The 20,890-nt window shown below is 33.0% G+C and carries 13 protein-coding genes and 1 pseudogene; 7 read left to right on the top strand and 7 right to left on the bottom strand.

Going from position 1 to position 20,890, the window contains the following annotated elements; genetic code table 11:
* Window positions 1–35: 35 nt before the first annotated feature.
* Complete coding sequence (secA, locus tag ACE38P_RS07285; RefSeq protein WP_010405317.1) at window positions 36–2,687, bottom strand: preprotein translocase subunit SecA; 2,652 nt, start codon at window positions 2,685–2,687, stop codon at window positions 36–38.
* 198 nt (window positions 2,688–2,885) lie between these two features.
* On the opposite strand from secA, the gene ACE38P_RS07290 reads away from it, so the two are divergent.
* The 5 genes from ACE38P_RS07290 (at window position 2,886) to ACE38P_RS07310 (ending at window position 7,771) form a co-directional block, all read left to right on the top strand.
* Complete coding sequence (locus ACE38P_RS07290) at window positions 2,886–3,200, top strand: hypothetical protein (RefSeq protein WP_374699779.1); 315 nt, start codon at window positions 2,886–2,888, stop codon at window positions 3,198–3,200.
* 64 nt (window positions 3,201–3,264) lie between these two features.
* Window positions 3,265–3,936, top strand: coding sequence for a hypothetical protein (locus tag ACE38P_RS07295; RefSeq protein ID WP_374699780.1), 672 nt, complete (start codon window positions 3,265–3,267; stop codon window positions 3,934–3,936).
* 172 nt (window positions 3,937–4,108) lie between these two features.
* On the top strand, window positions 4,109–4,912 hold the full coding sequence (locus ACE38P_RS07300) for a hypothetical protein (RefSeq protein WP_374699781.1): 804 nt from the start codon (window positions 4,109–4,111) through the stop codon (window positions 4,910–4,912).
* 84 nt (window positions 4,913–4,996) lie between these two features.
* Window positions 4,997–6,157, top strand: coding sequence for a porin (locus ACE38P_RS07305; RefSeq protein ID WP_374699782.1), 1,161 nt, complete (start codon window positions 4,997–4,999; stop codon window positions 6,155–6,157).
* A gap of 273 nt (window positions 6,158–6,430) precedes the next feature.
* On the top strand, window positions 6,431–7,771 hold the full coding sequence (locus ACE38P_RS07310) for a DNA recombination protein RmuC (RefSeq protein WP_264374667.1): 1,341 nt from the start codon (window positions 6,431–6,433) through the stop codon (window positions 7,769–7,771).
* 32 nt (window positions 7,772–7,803) lie between these two features.
* On the opposite strand, the gene ACE38P_RS07315 is transcribed toward ACE38P_RS07310, so the two are convergent.
* Window positions 7,804–8,910: a D-alanyl-D-alanine carboxypeptidase family protein gene (locus ACE38P_RS07315; RefSeq protein ID WP_374699783.1), complete on the bottom strand. Its 1,107-nt coding sequence runs from the start codon at window positions 8,908–8,910 to the stop codon at window positions 7,804–7,806.
* A 538-nt stretch (window positions 8,911–9,448) separates the two neighbouring features.
* Between ACE38P_RS07315 and ACE38P_RS07320 the strand changes: the two are divergent.
* A pseudogene (locus ACE38P_RS07320) lies at window positions 9,449–10,298 on the top strand (IS630 family transposase); the annotation flags it as partial.
* Between the two features lie 5 nt (window positions 10,299–10,303).
* Here ACE38P_RS07320 and ACE38P_RS07325 read toward each other — a convergent pair.
* The 4 genes from ACE38P_RS07325 to mgtE form a co-directional block, all read right to left on the bottom strand.
* Window positions 10,304–11,761 carry an IS4 family transposase gene (locus ACE38P_RS07325; protein WP_374699293.1) on the bottom strand — a complete coding sequence of 486 codons (1,458 nt, stop codon included), beginning with the start codon at window positions 11,759–11,761 and terminating at the stop codon, window positions 10,304–10,306.
* 41 nt (window positions 11,762–11,802) lie between these two features.
* Window positions 11,803–12,651: a hypothetical protein gene (locus ACE38P_RS07330; RefSeq protein ID WP_374699784.1), complete on the bottom strand. Its 849-nt coding sequence runs from the start codon at window positions 12,649–12,651 to the stop codon at window positions 11,803–11,805.
* 405 nt (window positions 12,652–13,056) lie between these two features.
* Window positions 13,057–16,281, bottom strand: coding sequence for an ankyrin repeat domain-containing protein (locus ACE38P_RS07335; RefSeq protein WP_374699785.1), 3,225 nt, complete (start codon window positions 16,279–16,281; stop codon window positions 13,057–13,059).
* A gap of 489 nt (window positions 16,282–16,770) precedes the next feature.
* On the bottom strand, window positions 16,771–18,141 hold the full coding sequence (mgtE, locus tag ACE38P_RS07340) for a magnesium transporter (RefSeq protein WP_064085731.1): 1,371 nt from the start codon (window positions 18,139–18,141) through the stop codon (window positions 16,771–16,773).
* A 155-nt stretch (window positions 18,142–18,296) separates the two neighbouring features.
* On the opposite strand from mgtE, the gene prfB reads away from it, so the two are divergent.
* Window positions 18,297–19,398 (top strand): peptide chain release factor 2 gene (gene prfB, locus ACE38P_RS07345; RefSeq protein WP_230440360.1). Its coding sequence is split into 2 segments (ribosomal slippage): window positions 18,297–18,362 and window positions 18,364–19,398, totalling 1,101 coding nucleotides; the frame shifts between segments, so codons are not numbered across the junction.
* 174 nt (window positions 19,399–19,572) lie between these two features.
* Here the strand turns inward: prfB and ACE38P_RS07350 are convergent.
* Window positions 19,573–20,859 carry a Na+/H+ antiporter NhaC family protein gene (locus ACE38P_RS07350; protein WP_211908158.1) on the bottom strand — a complete coding sequence of 429 codons (1,287 nt, stop codon included), beginning with the start codon at window positions 20,857–20,859 and terminating at the stop codon, window positions 19,573–19,575.
* Window positions 20,860–20,890: the final 31 nt, after the last annotated feature.

Here is a 20,890-nt window from a genome sequence, read left to right on the forward strand (position 1 = left end):
ACGGATACATAGCAGCTATAATGTGCTTGCAACAACTAATTCACTACGGCAACTGCACCGTGACAGTGTTTGTATTTTTTTCCAGAGTTACAAGGGCACTTGTCATTTCTTGAAACTTTTGGAAGTCTGCTATTTTTAGTAGAGCGTGACCTATTGCCTATTTCTTGATTGTCTAGCAACTTAAAGTGCGCTAGGCGGTGAATGGTAAGCTCCCCCCACTTTTCAAGCATCGACTCAAACATTAAGAAAGCTTCGCGTTTAAATTCATTCAGTGGGTCTTTTTGCCCCATGGCACGCAAATTTATGCTTTGTCTTAGGCTCTCTAAGACCGAAAGGTGCTCCCTCCATAAATGATCAAGTGTCATGATCATCACTTGTTTCACTATCGTATTCCACAAATCTGTAGTTTGTTGACTATTGAAATATTTTTCTTTCTCAGTAAAAAATTCTTGTATCTTGTCATTTATATAATCCAAGGCTTCTTGTTTATTCAAAAACTCTTCTAGATTAAGCGTTATCCCGTATCTTATGTGGAATTCTTTTGCAATATCTTCAACATAATCTTCGTAATAACCACTTTGTACTATACCTTCTATTATATCCTCATTTACTTCACTATATACTTCAACTAAATCATTGATTTCATTGTTTAAAATATGATTTCTCTGCTTAAAAATAACTTTACGTTGATTGTTGATTACATCATCAAACTTTAGCAAAGACTTCCGCACATCATAATTTCTAACTTCAACTTTCTTCTGTGCTTTTTCAAGTGCTTTATTAATCCATGGATGATGAATAGCCTCGTTGTTCTTTAGTCCCACTTTTTGCAAAAAATTCCTCATTCTATCAGAACCAAATATCCTCATTAAATCATCTTCAAGTGATAGAAAGAACTTAGAAAGTCCAGGGTCACCTTGGCGGCCAGAACGTCCACGTAATTGATCATCTATTCTCCTGCTTTCATGCCTTTCGGTTCCAATAACACATAAGCCACCAGCTTTTATAGCAATTTCCTTATCTTTTTTTACTCTTTTGACTATTTCTTGATATTTTTTTTCTCTTTCATCAGCATTTTTTATTTTCTCGAGCTCTATTTTTGCAATCATTTCAACATTTCCACCAAGCTGAATATCAGTTCCACGTCCTGCCATGTTTGTTGCTATAGTAATGCTGCCTGGTATTCCAGCTTGCGCTATTATATACGCTTCTTGTTCATGATAACGAGCATTCAATACTGAATGCTTAAGAGAATGGCTTTTCAAAAGATCGGAAAGTTTTTCAGAATTTTCAATACTCACAGTGCCAACAAGCACTGGTTGAAGGCGTTTGTGACATTCCGCTATAAACTTCAATACAGCACTAAATTTTTCTTTTTCTGTGCCATAAATTTCATCATCAACATCTATTCTTTTAACAGGCACATTAGTTGGAATTTTTACTACATTTAATCTATATATATCACGAAATTCTTCTGCCTCTGTTGCTGCTGTTCCTGTCATACCAGAAAGTTTGTTGTACATACGAAAGTAGTTCTGAAATGTGACTGATGCTAAAGTTTGACTTTCATGCTGAATTTCAAGATTCTCCTTTGCCTCCAGTGCCTGGTGAAGACCATCAGAATATCTCCTACCTTCCATCATGCGCCCAGTAAACTCATCAATAATTACCACCTTACCGTTTTTCACTATATAATCTTTATCAGCAGTAAACAGCTTATGTGCACGAAGTGCTTGATCTATATAATGAGTCAGTATAATATTGCTAGTATCATAGAGCGAGGAATTTTCAGGAATGAGGTTATACGATTTTAGTAATTCCTCCACTCGTGAAATGCCATTTTCAGTGAGGAACACTGCTCTACTCTTTTCATCGACTTCATAGTCAGAATCAACTAATTTGATTACTATTTTATTGATATGCTTATATATCTGATTATTTTCCTCAAGTGGGCCAGAAATAATGAGCGGAGTACGCGCTTCATCAATCAGTATGGAGTCTACTTCGTCTACTATTGCATAATTGAAGCCTCTCTGAACCATATCTTCTTGAGAAAATTTCATATTATCTCGTAGATAATCAAAGGCAAGTTCATTATTTGTTGAGTATACGATATCTGCGCTATAAGCCTTTTTTCTCTCGTCGTCTGTCAAATTATTTGTAATAAATGCAACAGAAACTCCAAGAGAATTATATAATTTACTCATCCACTCTGTATCTCGTTTTGCAAGATAGTCGTTAACAGTTACGACGTGCACACCTTTTCCTTCTAAAGAATTTAGATATGCGGCTAAAGTTGCGACGAGTGTCTTTCCTTCTCCTGTTTTCATTTCTGATATCATGCCATTATGGAGAACCATTCCACCAATTAGCTGAACGTCGAAATGCCTCATGTTAAGGAATCTTCGTGATGCTTCTCGTACAACCGCAAATGCAGGTACGAGAAGGTCATTTAGTGTTTTTCCATTTTTCAGTTCTTGTTTTAATTCCGCAGTTTTACTAGCAAGATCCTCATCAGATAAGCTCTGCATTTCTTGCTCTAGCGCATTAATCTGCTGAGCAATTTTTCTGAAGGATTTTATTATCTTCTTGTTCGTTGATCCAAATATCCTTTTTATAAAAAAAAGTGACAACGTAAAGATGAAGAATATAAGAATAGTTGTTAAAACTAACGTAGAGTCTGGCATAAACTTAGGTAAAGTTTTATTTAATATGAGATTATATTACTAAACGTAACCTGCGGCAATTAGATTCAGAAAATCTTTATTTACAAACTAAGGAAAAGATTCTTGCAGATGAAATGTAAAAGAGTCTATTTATTTTATTAAATATTATAATTAATAATTAAACTTTCTTGATAAATTATTAAAATAGTGTTAAGCTACATGTATAAAACGGTTAGTGGAGTTACAATATTAAGCAATATTATAAAAGTAAAATTAGAGAAAAATAGTTGTCCTTTTGAAGAATTAGAAGAATTTTTTGCTTCATTAAAATTTGGTACAAAAGGGTTTAAAGATTCTTCAATAAAATTAGTTTGCCAAGGATGGGAAGATTTCACCTTAATTCTACCAAGAGAAGCAGTACCTAATTCTTTCGCTTTGAATCTTTTATCTTTGCTTAGTAAGGGAAATGAGCTGGCTTTACCTATTATATTAAAATACCTTTCTTGCAGAACTGTATTTAAAGATTTTGGTTAAAAACTACAGGCTAAAATGGATCAAGATATAAAAGAACAAAACGATTCTAAAATTTCTCAGGAGATTGAGTTATGTAAAAAAAGACATTTTAAATCTTCTAAATGGTGGTAAATCAGTATTAGATGTTCAATTGAAGCAGCGGTATAAAAAATACTATTCGTCAATAGATAACGAGATTGAAGAGTTAAAGACTAAAATTTTAAAAGAACTAGAAGATTATATTAGCAATACTAACGTTAATAAAATGTATCGAAGCCTTAATAATAACAAGAAAAACGAAGAATCATTAAAAGAAGTAGTGTTAGGATCTTGTTCATTGGGTGGATTTTGCGTGTTAATATTTTTTTCACTTGGTTTTTTTATTTTTTTAGCAACAACCATTGACCCACCTGCTCATATGAGTATGTATAAAGTAAAGGTTTTTAGGTGTATAGGAGCTTCACCTTTAGTTTTTGCAGCATTAGCACTAACAGTAGCAGGTGTAGCTTACTTAACAAGTTGTTATCTAAATCATAGTTTTACAAAAGAAATACAAGACTATATAGAGCAACCAATAAAATGTATGGATAAGGCAACTAATAATAAAGAATTAGACAATTTTCCTTCTGACAATTATGAAAAAGTACAACCTTCAGCACCGCTTGAGGAACTACTACCTTCATACGAAGAATCGTGTTACAGTAGTTTAGGTTATATTCAACCATCTAATCCAATACAGCAAAATAAGTTGTTGTAGTGAAGGTATAAAGAGAATAAGCAAAATTATATTTGTAATTTTGCTTCCTTTATCATGACTTAGAACATGCAGCAACATGACGATTTGTCTATGCTTTATCAAGTATATTAATGGGTAAATGAATTTTAATACAATCTTATTATACTTATAAATACGTTATATGTGAGAAGATATGGAAGATTTTATAACTGCAAGAAGGAAAGATGATGCTGTGATATCTGTTTGTCAGGATAATGAGAAAAAGAACGTATTAATCTTGGGACTCAATCAAGCTGCAAGGAATTTATTAAAATGTGAGGAAGGGAATTTACTTAATAAACCGTTAATCAATATTTTAAGTAAAAGAGCAGCTGAAGATATGAAAAGCTATTTGGAGTATACTGAAGATGGGCGCGATTTGCCCGATATATTGCCAAAAGTGATAGGCTTTTCTTTAATCGACGCTAAAGGAGAAGATATAAAAACAAAGGTAAAAGTTTTTCGCACAACGCAATTTACTAATAGCAAGATTAATTATGAGCTATTAATACGTGACATTAGCCTGTTTCATAAGCTAGGAATGTTTAGGGATAAATATCTGATAGGTAAAAAATATAAAAACCACAATTTGTTTAACATACCAGACAATGAGTCCACTATTTTTGAGTTATATGTTGTATTAAATTTTGCCTTTGAATATCAAATTAATGCAGTTATAGGGATAATAGGCTTCAATAGTAAATTGAATGAGACAAACGATGCATTGAGTGTAATCATAGAGCATTTTTATAAAAATTGCCGTAGTGATGATTTTCTAGGATGTATTGATGAGAATAAGGTACTTTTTATTTTGATTAACTGTGATGCAAATAACACATCTAAAATAGTTAATCGCATACATTCTGCCATTAATAAGCAGTTATTGAGACGAAATCTACCAGGCATATCAATGATTTATGGGAATGTAATTAAAAAGTGTAGCGTGAAGAGTGCTTAAACACTTTTGTGATTGTTATTTATAACTAACACAAGGATTGTTTTTTATTTCTGTTAAGCTTATATTAAGAATTTAAGCTTACCTATGAGGTTACTAATCACACTGTTTTTATCATTACTCGTGGGAGGAAGTGCTAACGCTAGGGTAATTCTAGATAAGGAGATATTTTATGCAGAACTAGATGGAAAAATAGATTTAAGATTTGGCTACGCTTTCAACAGAGATTCTTTTAGCTCTACAAAAGACAAGACCTCAAGCTATTCAGACCTGCGCTTTCTTTATTTGCAGCAAGTTTATCCAAATACACAAATGGGGTTTAATGTTAAGGTAGGAGTTTCTGGTATTGCAAACTTAAAGTCACTAGACATAGAAAAGTTAGAAATGGAGAAGTGGTATTTTATCATAAAGAACCAGGAATTTGGATCAATTGAATATGGTAAAGGAAGTTTAGTTAGTCAGAGTATGTTAATTAACACTTCAAAAATTTACACAGCTGCCGGAGGAATAAATGGTCATTGGACAAATTACTCAAATTTGCGCGGTAATGAAAAAAAAGATAATGATCCTGGGTATGATAAAGATGAGGTATTTTGGGTAAAACCCAATATTTACAGCGACTATAATGGACTAGAGCTGAAGTTAAAACAACCAACGATAAACTATATTTCTCCTGAAATCTATAACTTTCAACTTGGACTCAGTTATGTTCCAGGAAAAAATAATTTGCAATATAACAATCTAATAGCCGCTGGTCTTTCCTATAAAAATGGCTTATCAGATGAAATAAATTTTACTACTGCTTTTACTGGTGAGTTTGCAAGAGAAAATTTAACTGATTGCTCGGATGGTACTTCTGAAAATTATAAATGCCGTAATCAATTGCTACACTGGAATTTTGGCTTGAAGCTAAAACTTTTTGAACTTGATTGCATTTTTTCGTACGGTAATGGCGGTAAATCTGGTGAGAAACGTAGTCCTGAAACAAGTAATATGAATTATATAAATGCAGGTGTTGCTTATCATTCTGATTCTCGTAAAGTGAGCTTAACATATTTTAGTAGTAGCAGGGATATTGTAGGCAAAGGTACAAACGAATTAACATCACAGGCTTTCAGTCTTGAATATCCATTAGCTCTTGGCACTTCATACTACTTAGATATTGTAAAATTTAGTACCAAAGAACCTGAAATCGAAAGTAATAACTCCGGGTATGTGCTTTTGGCTGGGCTGAAGCTAAGTTTTTAATGAAATAACCGGTTTGTAAGTGTTGTAATGTGGTAAATAGTAAGCAATGAGAGTAAAATCGAGTTGTTAATATATGTGCTATTTGATATGATAAAAATAACTATTACATAAGATTTTTAATAAAAAGACATTATGTCACTAATCCAAGTGTAGGCGATTATTAATTAGTAAACCAAATCCTTCACAAAAGAGTACCTCATTTGATGCTCTTTTTTCTTTTTTATATATAGAAAAATTAGATAGTATTGTGAGTGCGGTTTTTTCTGTATTCTGATGCTTCTCAATTCTATAGTTCTCGGGTTAAATTTTCTTTTTTTACTGTTATTTCTCTTTTTCGTCGTAAAAAAGAATAGAAAGCTAAGTGAGGAGAAAGCAAATCTTGAACTTAAATTAGAGCGTGAGCTTCAAGAGGCAAAGCGAACTTTACTGAATAAGGATGAAGAGATAGTTGGGTTGAAAGTCAAAAAAGCAGAGCTTGAAGTAATTCTACAAAAAGAGCGTGAGGAAAAGAAAAAGGAAATAGAATTACTGACAAAAGCAGAGGAGAGGCTTACAAATACTTTTAAAGCGCTTTCTCTTGATGCTTTGCAGGTAAACAACAATAATTTTCTGAATTTAGCGAAGGAAGTAATCGATAGTAAACTAAAAGAAACAGAAAGTGATTTCAAAAAAAGGCAAGCAACGATCAACGAAGTTGTCACTCCAATAAAAGAAAAGTTAGAAAAATTCGATAGTGAAATACGTGACCTAGAGAAGGAGAGGGTAGGGGCCTATGAAGGTTTAAGGGAGCAAATTGGAGCATTAATGAGTCAAACTTCTAGCCTTGCTAACGCCCTGAGGAAGCCTCACATTAGGGGTAAATGGGGTGAAATGCAGCTAAAAAGAGTAGTAGAAATGGCGGGAATGATTGAATATTGCGATTTTTTGACTCAAGCCTCAGTAATTGATAAAAATGAGGACAATTTGTTGCGTCCTGATTTGATAATAAAAATGCCATCAGGAAAGCAAATAATAATAGATGCTAAAGTACCACTTGATTCTTATATGGATGCTATGTCGCAAAATGATTTGCAGATACAAAGGGAAAAATTGAAGAATCATTCTCTGGCAATAAAAAAACATATAAACGATCTAGGCAGAAAGGAATATTGGAATCAGTTTGAAAATACGCCAGAACTTGTAGTACTTTTCTTAACAGGAGAAGGAGTTTTCAGCGCAGCACTGGAGTGTGAACCAGCTTTGATAGAAATTGGAATAGAAAAAAAAGTTATTATTGCAACACCGATAACTTTAATTGCGCTGCTTAGGGCAGTAGCCTATGGATGGAAGCAAGAGGTGATAGCAGAAAATGCAAAGAAAATAAGTAAACTAGGCCATATTTTATATGAGCGAATCTGCACAATGGGCGAAAACTTTGACAATTTACGCAGGAGCTTAAAAAGCGCTGTCGACCATTACAATAAAACTGCTGGCTCGCTTGAGGCAAGAGTATTTCCCGCTGCTCGAGAATTCAATAAGCTTGGTATACATGCAAAAAATAAAGAACTCACTGCTGCAAAAGAGTTGGAATCTTTACCACGCAGTTTACATGCTGAGGGGTTGAAAGTAGATTAGTATTTCAGGTCTACTTAACTTACATTTGCTGATTAAAACAACTTTCTAAAAATTTTTTTTATATAGCTCAATTCCTGCACATCATTTGCTGCATAAACAGGTATAGTTTGTTGCTCAGTACCAGGTATTTCTACAAAAATTTTGCCCACTTCTTGACCTTTTTTAATTGGTGCGGGTAGCATATCTTTATACTCAATACGCACTTTAATTTTATCATGTAATCTGCGGTTATAAGTTATGGTAACATCGTTTGCAACTGTAACGGGCACTTTTTTATCTTTTCCATAAACAATATTTATTTCTTCAACTACGCTATCCTTAGCAAATATTTTCTTGGTATTAAAATGATTTAAGGAATATTGTATTAGTCTTTTTGCTTCCTCTATTCGCTCTTTCTCGGTGTCCAAACCATTCACGACAGCAAAAATTCTTCTATCGTTCCGTTTTGCAGATGCTATAATGCCATAACCACCAGCACTTGTATGACCTGTCTTTAGACCATCAACTCCAATATCATGGAAAAGTAAAAGATTTTTATTTTTTTGTACAATATCGTTATATGTCAAATATTGTTCAGAGAATAGATCATAGTATTCAGGAAAATCAGTAAAAATCCTTTTTGCCAGTGTTACCAAGTCTTTTGCGCTCATAAAATGGTTTTCATCTGGCCACCCGCTTGAGTTAACAAAATGACTATCATTAAGATTTAAATCTTGTGCAACTTCATTCATTTCAGCAACAAAATTCTCCTCTGATCCTGCAATACCCTCGGCTAGCGCTATGCATGCATCATTACCTGAGGCAATTGTAACTCCTTCAAGTAGTTCTTTTACCGTAACAAATTGACCTTCTTTCAAAAACATAGAAGAGCCTTTCCTTTCCCATGCTTTTCTACTTACTCGAAATTTATCTTCCATTTTTATTATTCCAGCTTTTAGATAATCAAAAGCTACATATAAAGTCATCAATTTGCTCATTGAAGATGGGGCCATTTTTTCCCTGGAATTGTGTTCAAAAATGAACGAGTCTGAAGCTAAATCTAAGACAATTGCTTGCTTTGCTTTGGTTCTAAACTGATATGAGTATGAGTAAAAAGGAAATATAAAAATTAATAGCAAAGTTACTAATTTGCTTAACATATTTATAATTTTAAATTTATAGTGTACTAATTAATAGTATGATTTTGCACGAGCATTTCAATAGATCTCTCGCATAAAACTTCCTTGACAAACTGCGCCAGCCCCCTTATTATGACAATAAGAGTATTTATCCTTGTTTTCGATCCGCGCGGGTTCAACAACAAAAATTCAGTAAAAAACTCAGATATTTATTGGCAAATTACATAAAAATTATAGCGGCTGCATGTCTTTTTTATTTTTTCTACATTCAGCCAAAACGCGCTTATTTTAAGCGTTAGCACATTATTACAGCGCCAATTTACATTATTATAGGGTCAAAACTCGTTACACGGGGATTTTTTTGCCTTTTTTTTCGCTTGGTAAATTTCTTAACATTTACAGCTAAAGCTTCAGGCCAGCACTTGATGCTGGAAATTTTTTGAGCACAAAAGTTATGCTAGGTTTTTGTTGGTAATACCAACTCCAGTTACAAAACAAACAAATAGACAATATGTGTGATGAAGTTATACTCAAGCAGGTATAATCATTGAGGTTAAGAATGGCACTAAGGTCAAAATTATTAGATGAAAAAGTTGTAAACTTGGCAAAAGAAATGTTAAAAAAGGTGAGAAATAACGCATATGTTTCAAAAAAATTACAGGCTGTAATTGCAGCGAAAAAATATAGTATATCAGAGGTAGCAAGGGTATGGTGTATCTCAAGAACTGCGCTGAAAGAATGGATAAAACATTTAAAATTTGGAAGGGTAGAAAGATTGTTTGTCCCACCTGAACGGCGAAAAAAAAGTATATTAAACCAGAGTCAACGCAAGCAAATCGAGATGTGGGTGGAGAAAAATCCAAACATTACTATCAAGGAAGTAAGGTTAAAAATCCAGAAAGAATTTGCTTTAAATATTAGTAAATCTACAGTACACAGTGAAGTACAAAAGATGAAGTTTTCTTACATCACGCCACGTCCAGTGCACCATAAACAAGACAAAAACAAGCAAGAAGAGTACAAAAAAAAATCTCAATAAAATTGTACAGAAGAACCCAAAAAAGGAGATATTTTTCTTCGATGAATCGCGATTTGGAACACACTCGAAAGTTGGGCACGGATGGTTTAAAAAGGGATCAAGAACACAAATTAAAGTAAAAATTGGTAGGGAAAATTTCTATCTTTACAGCGCAGTAAATTACAGGAGCGGAGAGGACTGTAGCTTACTTTTTCCATATGTAAATACCGACTGTATGAACATATTTTTAGAACAGATGTCGAAAAGCTTGGGAAACAAAGAGGCCTTTCTTATCATGGATTGTGCCAGTTGGCATAAGTCAAAAAGTCTAAAAATTCCAGAAAATATTACTATAATTTATTTACCTCCATACTCACCTGAACTGAACCCTCACTTTTACCCACAATTTTGAGAGGTCATGATGTGAAGCATAACTATGCTCTCCTTAAGATTTTCATAGCCCCGCCATAGAGTCATAGCCCCTGGTAAATTATCACTTTTTCTATTCATAAATCCACCTAATTTTCCTAACCAAATAATAGCTTGTTTTATGTTTGGAGGTTCTTCTGGCAATGTAGCTACTTTATGCTCACGTATGAAAAGGGCCTTCCACTCTTCGTTGCTTAAAATTTTAGTACAGGTTTCCATGGGATTTGATAAAGCGACTTTTGTTAAATATAAAATTTTAAATGCAATAATGCTCTTTATAGCAATTAATTTCTGTAGCCTTTCCTTTGTAGTTAAACGAGAGCTTTCTATTTTACATCCTGATTTTAAAACCCTGAAATACTCCTCAATTTTCCATCTTAGCTTATACCAATTTATCCTTTCTATAGCATCTAAAGTGCTATTAACTGGTACATTAGTCAGCAAAGTCCAATCAATAGCTTCCAATCCTTCAGGAGGATTTGTTTCTTTTGCACTTACCACATATACAGGGATTTTATCACTTATTTTATGCACTGTGTCTTTTGATCCATAAATTGAAGAAGATCTGATAGGTATATAGCCTTTCATATACTTAACTTCAATATTAGCTTTCCTTGATCTTTGGTTTCCACCTTTATTAACTTCTAGAGAAATTTTCTTCTTTACTGGCAGTTGAGTGATGCGTGTTTGCAAATCTGTTTTTCCAATTTCAGTACAGATAAATCTTCTATTAGTTCGATTACGGATTACATAAAAACTACCTAATGTCTCAGTGATCCATAAAAATTTGAAGATATCTGCCTCTCTATCACCAAGGGTAACAAGTTGTACATTTGCAGGAAGGTTGTTTATGCTTTCTTTGAGAGCTGTTATCCACTTATAACTTTCTTTTTCTTCTATGGAGGTACGGTATTTCCTGTTTGCTTTTTCTTGTGACGTTTCTTTTTCCCTAATAGAACGTGCCCAACATTGTTGAGAAGATAGACCTAAAGGCAATCCGTCTTTGCTGACTATTAAGGCACTGTGCAACAGTAAACCCATTTTATGCTTCGTATAAGCTTTAGAAATACTACCTAGCCTCTTAGTTTTTATATGAGAGTCAAAATCCAAATAACTTGTATCTTGAACTGAAAAAACAAACTGATTTCCTTTCATTCTCTCCATAGTTTCTTTGTAATGGGAAGAATAAATTTCCTTATCCTTAAGCTTTTCATTGCTAAATAATCTGTATGCACCCTTAGCTTCTTTCCATCCACTACAGCTTTGATTAATTGATCCAGACGCCTTACCCTCTATACAATAGCCTGTTTTAATAAGTCTCTTATTAAGTCTTGTATCTCCTAAATTAACGTGTTTTAACTCTCTTTCCAGCCATTTATCCCCTAAGCCATCAGTATATTGCACATTTGTACTTACTTCACTCATTTTAATCCCAAATTTATTTGGTATCCATTTTACTCACTTTTTTATTTGTGGGTAAAAGTGAGTATTTTACTCTGTACATCTAGTAATTTCGCTTTATCCAATAGAAACTCCAACGTTTTAATATTACCACTGTCAGCAGCTGCCCTAAATGCTTCATAATTCTCCACTGCTAACATTGCATGTTGTTCTTCTAGTGATCCTGCTCTATCCAGGAGCAACTTCGACACTTTAATATTACCTTCACTGATAGCTTCCCAAAACGCTTCGTAATTATTAGCCGCCAACATTTCACACTGTAAATCTAGTAGTTTCGCTCTGTCCAATAGAAACTCCAACGTTTCAATATCACCATCATCATCTGCAGCTACTCTAAACGCTTCATAATTATTAGCCGCCAACATTTCACGCTGTACATTTGATGATTCTGTTCTATTCAATAAGAGTTTCAGTACTTCAGTGTGCCCTGCATAAGCAGCTACTCTAAATGCTTCATAATTATTAGCTGCCAACATTTTATACTTTACATCTAGTAATTTTGCTTTGTCCAATAGAAGCTCCAATACTTTAATATTACTTTCAACAGCAGCTTCTCTAAATGCTTCATAATTCTTCACTGCTAACATTGTATGTAGTTCTTCTGGTAATTCTACTCTATTCAGCAGCAGCTCTAATACTTCAGCATTATCATTACCGGCAGCTTCTCTAAATACTTCATAATCATTAACTGCCAACATTTTACACTGTAAATCTAGTAGTTTCGCTCTGTCCAATAGAAATTTCAACGTTTCAATATTACCTTCAGTAGCAGCTTCCCTAAATGCTTTATAATTAGCAGCCGCTATTAACATTTTATATTGAATATTTTTCTGTGATTGTGTGTTTCTGTTCATAAATTACCTCTAACCTATAGATACATTATGCAGCATAAATACTTAATAGTTCTTAACATTACTGTACTTACATTTTTGAGTACTATAAATGCTTATATTTTTTTTGTATACTTCTGCGATTTTTGCTTTCTTTAGGAAAATTTCTATTGCACTTTTATTATAAGATAAGCATAAACTTTTCTTACCATAATTCTTCTTTTCCATTTTTTAATGAATTAGTATTACATATTGCTAAAAATTTAAACAATATAACCATTTCCAGCAAACAACATTAGCTAGTGAGAGAAGAATTTGTTTTGGGATCTTGGTCTACCACTTGTTCTACGCGAATTTATATCAATTTATTACTTTATTTCTCTGTTTTTTTGAAATTCCCCTCATGAAATTAAATAGCTTACTGTAAAATTATAGTCTTAAGTCCTTGTTTGCAGGTTGTACAGAGACGCTGTTAAATGAAGATATAGGTGACCTATGAGTTAAGTTAACTGTGCTTTTATCTTCAAATTGCAATGCTTCACTTATATTTTTTAATTTTCTTTTTTTAGGTAGTGTATGTTCATCAAATGTCTCTAGGTTTCTTTTATGTGATTGTGTTTTTAAGTCTGGAGCTAAGTGCATATCTTCAAGATAATAAATAATTTCTTCTGAGTTAGAATATACAATAACATAGTCCAAAGGACTCATATTTTTTTCATCTTGTCTATCTATACTAGCTCCTTTCTCTATAAGGTATTCAACAATATCTAACTGACCATGCATAACAGCAAAGTGCAAAGGACTCTCACCTTCTTTGCTACGTAGATTTATATTAGCTCTTTTCTCTACAAGATATTTCACAATATCCAATCTACCATATATAACAGCAAAGTGCAAAGGACGCATGTTATTTTTATCCTTTATATTTATACTAGCTCCTTCCTCTACAAGGTATTTAATAATATCTAAGTGACCATATATAGCAGCAAAGTGCAAAGGACACATACTATCTTTGTTTAATGATTTTATTATAGCCCCTTGCGCTACAAGGTATTTAGCAATATCTAAGTGACCATATACGGCAGCAAAGTGCAAAGGATTCATACCTTTTGTGTTATTTAGATTTACATCACCCCCTTTCCTTACAAGATGCTGAACAGTACCTAAGTGACCATGTATGATAGCATAATCTAAAGAAGTAAAATTCTTTTCATCAATAGCATTAATAACTTTACTTAATTTATCAGGATATATTTTCTCTAATATCAGCTTAATAACCTTTTCATTACCATCTTTGGCTAGCAAATGTAAGATAGTACCTCCATCATAAATAGAATCAATAAATTCATTAACTAATCTACTATATTTACTTGCATGACTCCAAACAGACTTAACGTGATTTGGATTCGTAAGGCAAAATGATGTCATCATTTCTCTTAAAGTTTCTTCTTCTATTCCTGTTCGTTCTTTCTCTACTCTTACTGTTTTTTGTATTCCTTTATGAACTCTTGCTATTGACTCCTCTAGCTCAATCACTGAAAACTTATTGAGTAGATTAAGAGCATCCAAAACTTGTTGCTTACCTTTTTCTGATTTCTTTCGGAGGAAAATTTCTTCTATATCAATTTGATTGGGATCCAAGTAAGCCATATATGATACAATATCATGCGATTGCTGCCCAACATTTTTTTCTCTTCTTATTTTATTAAGGTTAAGCTTCAAAGTTGTAAATAATTCTTTGGTGATACCTAATGCTTCCAAAAGATCAGGATTTGATTTTTGTATTGCTTCATTATAGCGTTTTAGATATTCGCTAATACTAATCTTTTCTTGTTTTATATATGCTGCTCCTTGCACCAAAGCTAATGGTAGATAATTCAACGCTTCTGCTAACTCTACTAGATAGCGATTCTCTAATTTATCTTTTATCCCTAAGGCCCTTTCAATAAATGTTATAGCTTCTCCTAGAGAAAATCCATCATTCAACTGTGTCTTTTCTATTTCTTTTTCCCAATTCTTGCTACGAGAAGTAATTAAAACATAAGGCTTTTCTCCATGAAAAAACAAATTAGGAAAATAGGATGGTAAAAATTTTTCGATCTCCTTATACTTACTGGTGTTATCAAAGATGAAAAGACTTTTTACGTCTCGAAAATACTGGTATACATCCTGGACAATAGATTCTATTTCTCTATCTCGAACAACATTAAAATCCATATCATTATCATTTTCTGTAGGAATTTCTAATTCTTTAGCTAAATTACGAAATGAATTGAAAAGAGTGTCATATGTTTTAGCATTTATCCATATAACTTTTGTCCAAATATTACTCTCCTTACTATATGCGTAGCTTCTAGCTAATTCACTTTTTCCTGTTCCATATTCTCCATTAATCAAGACCATTCGTGACAGTTCTACTTCTTGATTTTTACTATCTAACTTCTTTTTTAATTCGTCTAACATCACTTCTCTTTTTATAAAGAATTTTGGTAAATAGCCCAAATTAAAGGAAAATGTATTTTTACCTTCTTTTTCATGAAGTATTCGTAAATTTCTGATTTCTTCACGCAGTTCTTGTATATCCTTTTTTTTTGCTGAATCGTTTTCATTGATCTCTTTTAATATACTACTAGCCAATCCTTTCTTTTTTTCCTCATCTAAAATACGCACATACTCTCTTTTTTTAGATGTTGCACTAAGTACATATTTTTGTTCTAACTCTTCCCAATTTTCTAATTCCCACGTAAAGGGAAGCCGATAGCCGTATTTTTCAGCAAAGTCATGCTCCTTCAATTGATAATACTTAATAATCTCACCCTCTGCTTTCTCTATTCCCACCTTTTCATATAACTCTGAAGTCATCAACATTTCACCACTTTGTTTATCTTTTACTTGATGTCCAGTACGTGTAGTAAACGGGTACTTTCTTTTTGATTTACCTAAAATAACACCTTTAGTTATGTGAAGATTGGGAAATTCTCCTTTCTCGTTGCAAGATGTAGTGTAATTTATTACTCTGGATACAGTATCCATTGCTAACTTCTCAATCCCCCTATTACAAGACAACTGATTAGTATCCACAATTTTAGTGAATTGCTTCTCAAAACTTTGAAAAATTTCCAAGCCAGCTTCTATTAAAATCTTTCTTAAGTTACCTTCTGAAGGCGCAACTATTGTAGAAAATATTTTTGCTTTTTTCCTATGTTGGTTTGTAGAAACAAAACTCACACACTCCATAACTTGAGAAGTACCTACTTTCTCCACACTTGGTGGAATATAATTACCCACAGTTGATACAACCTTAGCTACTACTTTACCTGTTTTACGTACTTTTGAACCTGGTTTTGCTTCTTTAGAACATTCAGATAGTTTTTCCTCGAATTCTTTAACAAAAGTCTTAACAAAAAAAGTTGCTTTTTTCACTATTTCATCACTTGTAATGCTTATACAGCTAAACATTTCTTCATCATCAGTCGATGTACTACTGCTGCCTATAGATGAAGATCTTGTTACTCTAGGGCTCTCCTGACTTCGTCCACACTGAAGTTCTTCACTAGATAATATATTTTCATAATCAACTATTGCTGATCCAGCATCTACATAATCCATTTGATTATCTGCTACTTGTTCTCCTATATTTTCTTTACCTAACATAAAGCCGCCTATATTTTAATATTCATATTTTGATTGTTTTGTCGTAAACCTCTTTTCTGAAGATTGATTTCAACATTTGATTCTTATGCAGCTGTACCAAACCAATTTGCTGTAGAAACCTTACGGTAATCCTAAGTAACTTTAATTGCTGAGTAACAGTGTGCTTTTCTTTTGACTTCTGACTAAAATAGATATATTCTTAAAAAATCGAGAATTGCTTTCTGAGTGATATACATAATACAATGCATCTAACTCACACCCCATGTTTTCATTACGTTAGACTGCATTGTAGCTAAAAAGATCTAGCAAAGCAAGAATTTTTTTGCATACTTTAGCATCTTATTTTAGTTTTTATTTTAAAACTAAAGCAGCTCAGTTTCATGTACTTTTATTTCTTTATCGACTGTTATTTTTCTTCTTCAATGCATCTATGAGTAATGATAACGTGGACGGTAAAGCTTGTAAAGCAATTTTTTTATATAGCAAGATTCAGCTATTTAATAAAAAGATCGTGGCTAGACCAAAAAATATAAGAGCTGAGAGAATATCAGTTGTTGCTGATGTTAAGATTGAAGACGAAACAGCAGGATCGGATCTTAAACGATGAAGCATTATAGGAATGAAAGTTCCGATGAACGTTGCAATAATTGACATCATAATCATGGAGACCACAAAAATCATCTCCACTTTGACATTGTGAAACCTTATTGCTAACACTACTAATGAAATAGTAGATAAGATCACCCCGTTTATAAGACCTATTAAAAATTCTTTCATCAGTATTCTTTTTGCATTTTGCTCAGTTAGATATTTTGTTGCGATTGCCCGGATAGTTAGTGTTACTGTTTGGGATCCTGCATTTCCGCTCATCGATGCAATGATTGGCATAATTATTGGCAGTACTATAAAACTTTGTATTACGTTATCGAAAAAGCCAACTACTATAGAACATATTGTTGCAGCTAAGAGGTTAAACAGTAACCAAGGTAGTCTTTTAATTATAGTTTTATGTATAGGGGCATTTATATCAGATTTAGAAGATACACCGCTTATTTTAAGCACATCCTCTTCTGCTTCTTGTTGAACAATTTTGATTACATCTTCAATAAGGATTACACCTATAATTTTACCATTCTTATTTACTACTGGAGCTGATAATAGAGCGTAATCTTTAAATATTCTTGCTACTTCTTCTTGGTCCATTCCAGTTTTAATTATTTTTATATCTTGACTCATTATCTCTTTTATTATTGTTTCTCCTGAGTGAGATATTACCTTATTTAAGTTGAAAATGCCTATGGGTTCTAATTTTGAGTTAATGATGAAAATTTGATAAAATGTTTCTGGTATTTTTTTATAGTTGCGCAAGAATTCCATTAGCTGATTTATCGTCCAATAATATGGAGCTATAACCATATTTTTATGTATCAACCTTCCTGCACTTTCTTCTGGGTATGATAACAATTCCTCTACTAATTTTTGAGTTGCATTGGGTAAGTAGTTAAGTATATTTTCTATAGACTTTCTATCTAAATCTTTCACTATAGCTACTATGTCTTCTATATCAAGAAGCATTAGTAACTTTGCTGTATTTTCTATTCCCAATATTTCTATGATCTCTACTTGTAAATCTGGTACTACATGTACTAAGGCATCACTTAACAAATGTTGATCGAGGATATTAACTAATTTCTCCCTGTGATCACTGATCGAAGTAGATAAAAAATAAGCTAACTGAACGCTATCTATCGTTTTTACAATATTACGAACATTCTCTAATTCTTGATTATCGAGAGACTCTATTAAATCATCAATAGCCTTTTTGTCTAAACCATAATGAGAACTTGTTTTAATATTCATTACTTTACCTTATTTTTTTAATAAATATACACACTTGATTTTATTGAACATTCAAGTATAATAAAATTATTTTGAATTAACTATTATATGGTTAAATTTCTATTTTGTTTGCTGTTATTGTTAGTGATAATAAATATATTAAAGTCTAAAGTATAATGAAAACCCATCCAGAAATCCTTGAATACTTTCAAGGCTTAAATAAAAGTATTTCTCTTATCAGGAGGTGTCTTTGACATAGAAAAATTGAAGTTGCGTCTTGAAGAGCTGGATTCTCAAGCGTCGAATGATAATCTGTGGCAAGACAATCAAAAAGCACAAGAGATTTTAAAAGAACGCTCTAAAATTAAGCATGAAATAGAATCGTTTTCAAAGCTAGAAAGCGATTACAACGATTCTATCAGCTTGATGAAATCTGCTATTGATGAGAATGATGAAGAATTTTTTTCTGAAGTTAAAGGTGAGTTAGTAAAGCTAGAGAAATTAATCAAACTTAAAGAGACAGAATCCTTATTTACTGGTGAAGCAGATAACAATAACTGCTTTTTAGAAATCCACTCAGGAGCCGGTGGAACAGAGAGCAATGATTGGACTGAGATGCTCATGCGCATGTATACAAGATGGGCAGAAATTTATCACAATTTTAAAGTTGAAGTTGTAGAAAAATTAGATGGTGATGCAGTTGGTATAAAATCTACAACAATAAAGATCATCGGAGAAAAAGCTTACGGGTGGGCAAAAAGCGAAAGTGGAGTTCATAGATTGGTTAGAATATCACCATTTGATGCAAATGGTAAACGTCATACCAGTTTTGCAAGTGTAGGAGTAACTCCAGTGATTGAAGATTCAATAGATATTGTTGTGGATGAAAAGGATTTAAAGATCGACACTTACCGTGCTTCTGGAGCAGGTGGTCAGCATGTAAATAAGACTGAAAGCGCGGTACGTATTACGCATATTCCAACAGGCGTTGTAGCTCAATGCCAAAATGGTCGTTCTCAACATAAAAATAAAGATGAAGCACTTAAACTACTTAAAGGACGTTTATATCAAATTGAATTGGAAAAAAAAGAACAAAAAATGGCCGAAGAATATGGCAAGAAATGCGATATAGGTTGGGGCAGTCAGATCAGATCGTATGTTATGCATCCGTATCAAATGGTAAAGGATTTAAGGACTGGACATGAAGTTGGCAATATAAATTCCGTTTTTGATGGCAATATAGATTGTTTCATAGTTAGTGTATTGGAGTTAAAATGAGATTTATTAAAAAGCTAAGTTTTATGCTCTGCTAATAAGGGGAAAAGAAAACCAAAATCTATTGAGAAAAATGGAACAATTTTGTGAATATATCTATTATCCAAGTAGCTGATGAAAATGGCAACTCGTTTCTTATGGGCACAAAAATGTAATATGAAGAGAAATCTTCGTACATTAAGTTGTAGCCGCGCAACGTCTGCCATTGATGATTATTTCACCTACTGTAACTGCTGCTAAAATAAAGCAGTAATAAACTTGTGTTAACAAAGAAATAGGTGAGACAGAAGCAATGCTACCTGCTAGCAGCAGCTGGGAACCATAAGGCAAAATGCCTTTTGTAACGCAAGCAAAAATGTCTAACAAGTATGCACTACGGTATGACGGAATATTATGCTTTTGCGCGAGCCTTTTTGCAATATCGCCACTTAATAAAATAGCAATGGTATTATTAGCAACTAAAACAGTAAACATAGATGCTATGCCCGCTATTACAAATTCAGCTTTAGTTTTTGTGATATTGCTTTCATCGATAAGTTTGTGTAATGCCTTTTGACCCTGCTTGTACATTATATGACTCAATCCGCCAATAAATAGAGCAAATATCACTATCTCGTTTACTTTTTTGAAACCGTCATATATGTCATGAGAGAGTTGAATGATAGTATAGTCAAAAAAAGTCATCCCTAATACACTAGCAACAATTATATTTATAGTTATTGTTACTAAAGTAGTAACTTCAAATAACCCCATGATTATTAAAGAAATATAAGGAATAATCTTTATTACTGATAAATAATCTAAATTTGATGTAGGAATAATTTTTGTACTATCTGCCATAATTGCCAGATAGACAAGCGTTATAATGCTGGCAACAAATGCTACTTTAGAATTCACTTTAAGTTTATCCTTTATCGTGGCCCCCTGTGAAGAAACAGATGCAATAGTAGTGTCAGATATCATTGAAAGATTATCACCAAATACGGCACCTCCAACTACAGTTGCAGTTCCTATTTCAAGACCAAAAGCCCCACTTTTTGCTAAGTTAACAGCTATTGGTACCATTAATACAACAACTCCCATAGACGTACCAATTGCAGTTGATATAAAAGCGGAAGCCAAAAATACTCCAGGCAGTAGTAATCTTGCTGGAAGGAAATTGAGAATTAAATCAGCAACAGTATCTGCACTACCAATTGATTGAGTCACCACAGAAAATGCTCCAGAAAATAGAAAAGTTAAACACATAGTAAGGGTGTTTTTATCGCCCATACCCTCGATGACAGTATCGATGTTACGTTGAATTTTACCTGCACTGCATGCAACAGCAAAAAATAGCGCCGGTAGTAGGCAAATCACCGGTGAAACTTGGCGAAGCGGATTATCAATTCCAATAAAGGAAAAATAGACACCACTTCCAAGGTATAAGATTAAAAAAATAACCAAAGGAAAAAAAGCTGTCATTTTACTGCCTTAAAACCTATGATTATAATCA

Source organism: Wolbachia endosymbiont (group A) of Limnophora tigrina, from assembly GCF_964263225.1.
Classification (GTDB): Bacteria; Pseudomonadota; Alphaproteobacteria; order Rickettsiales; family Anaplasmataceae; genus Wolbachia.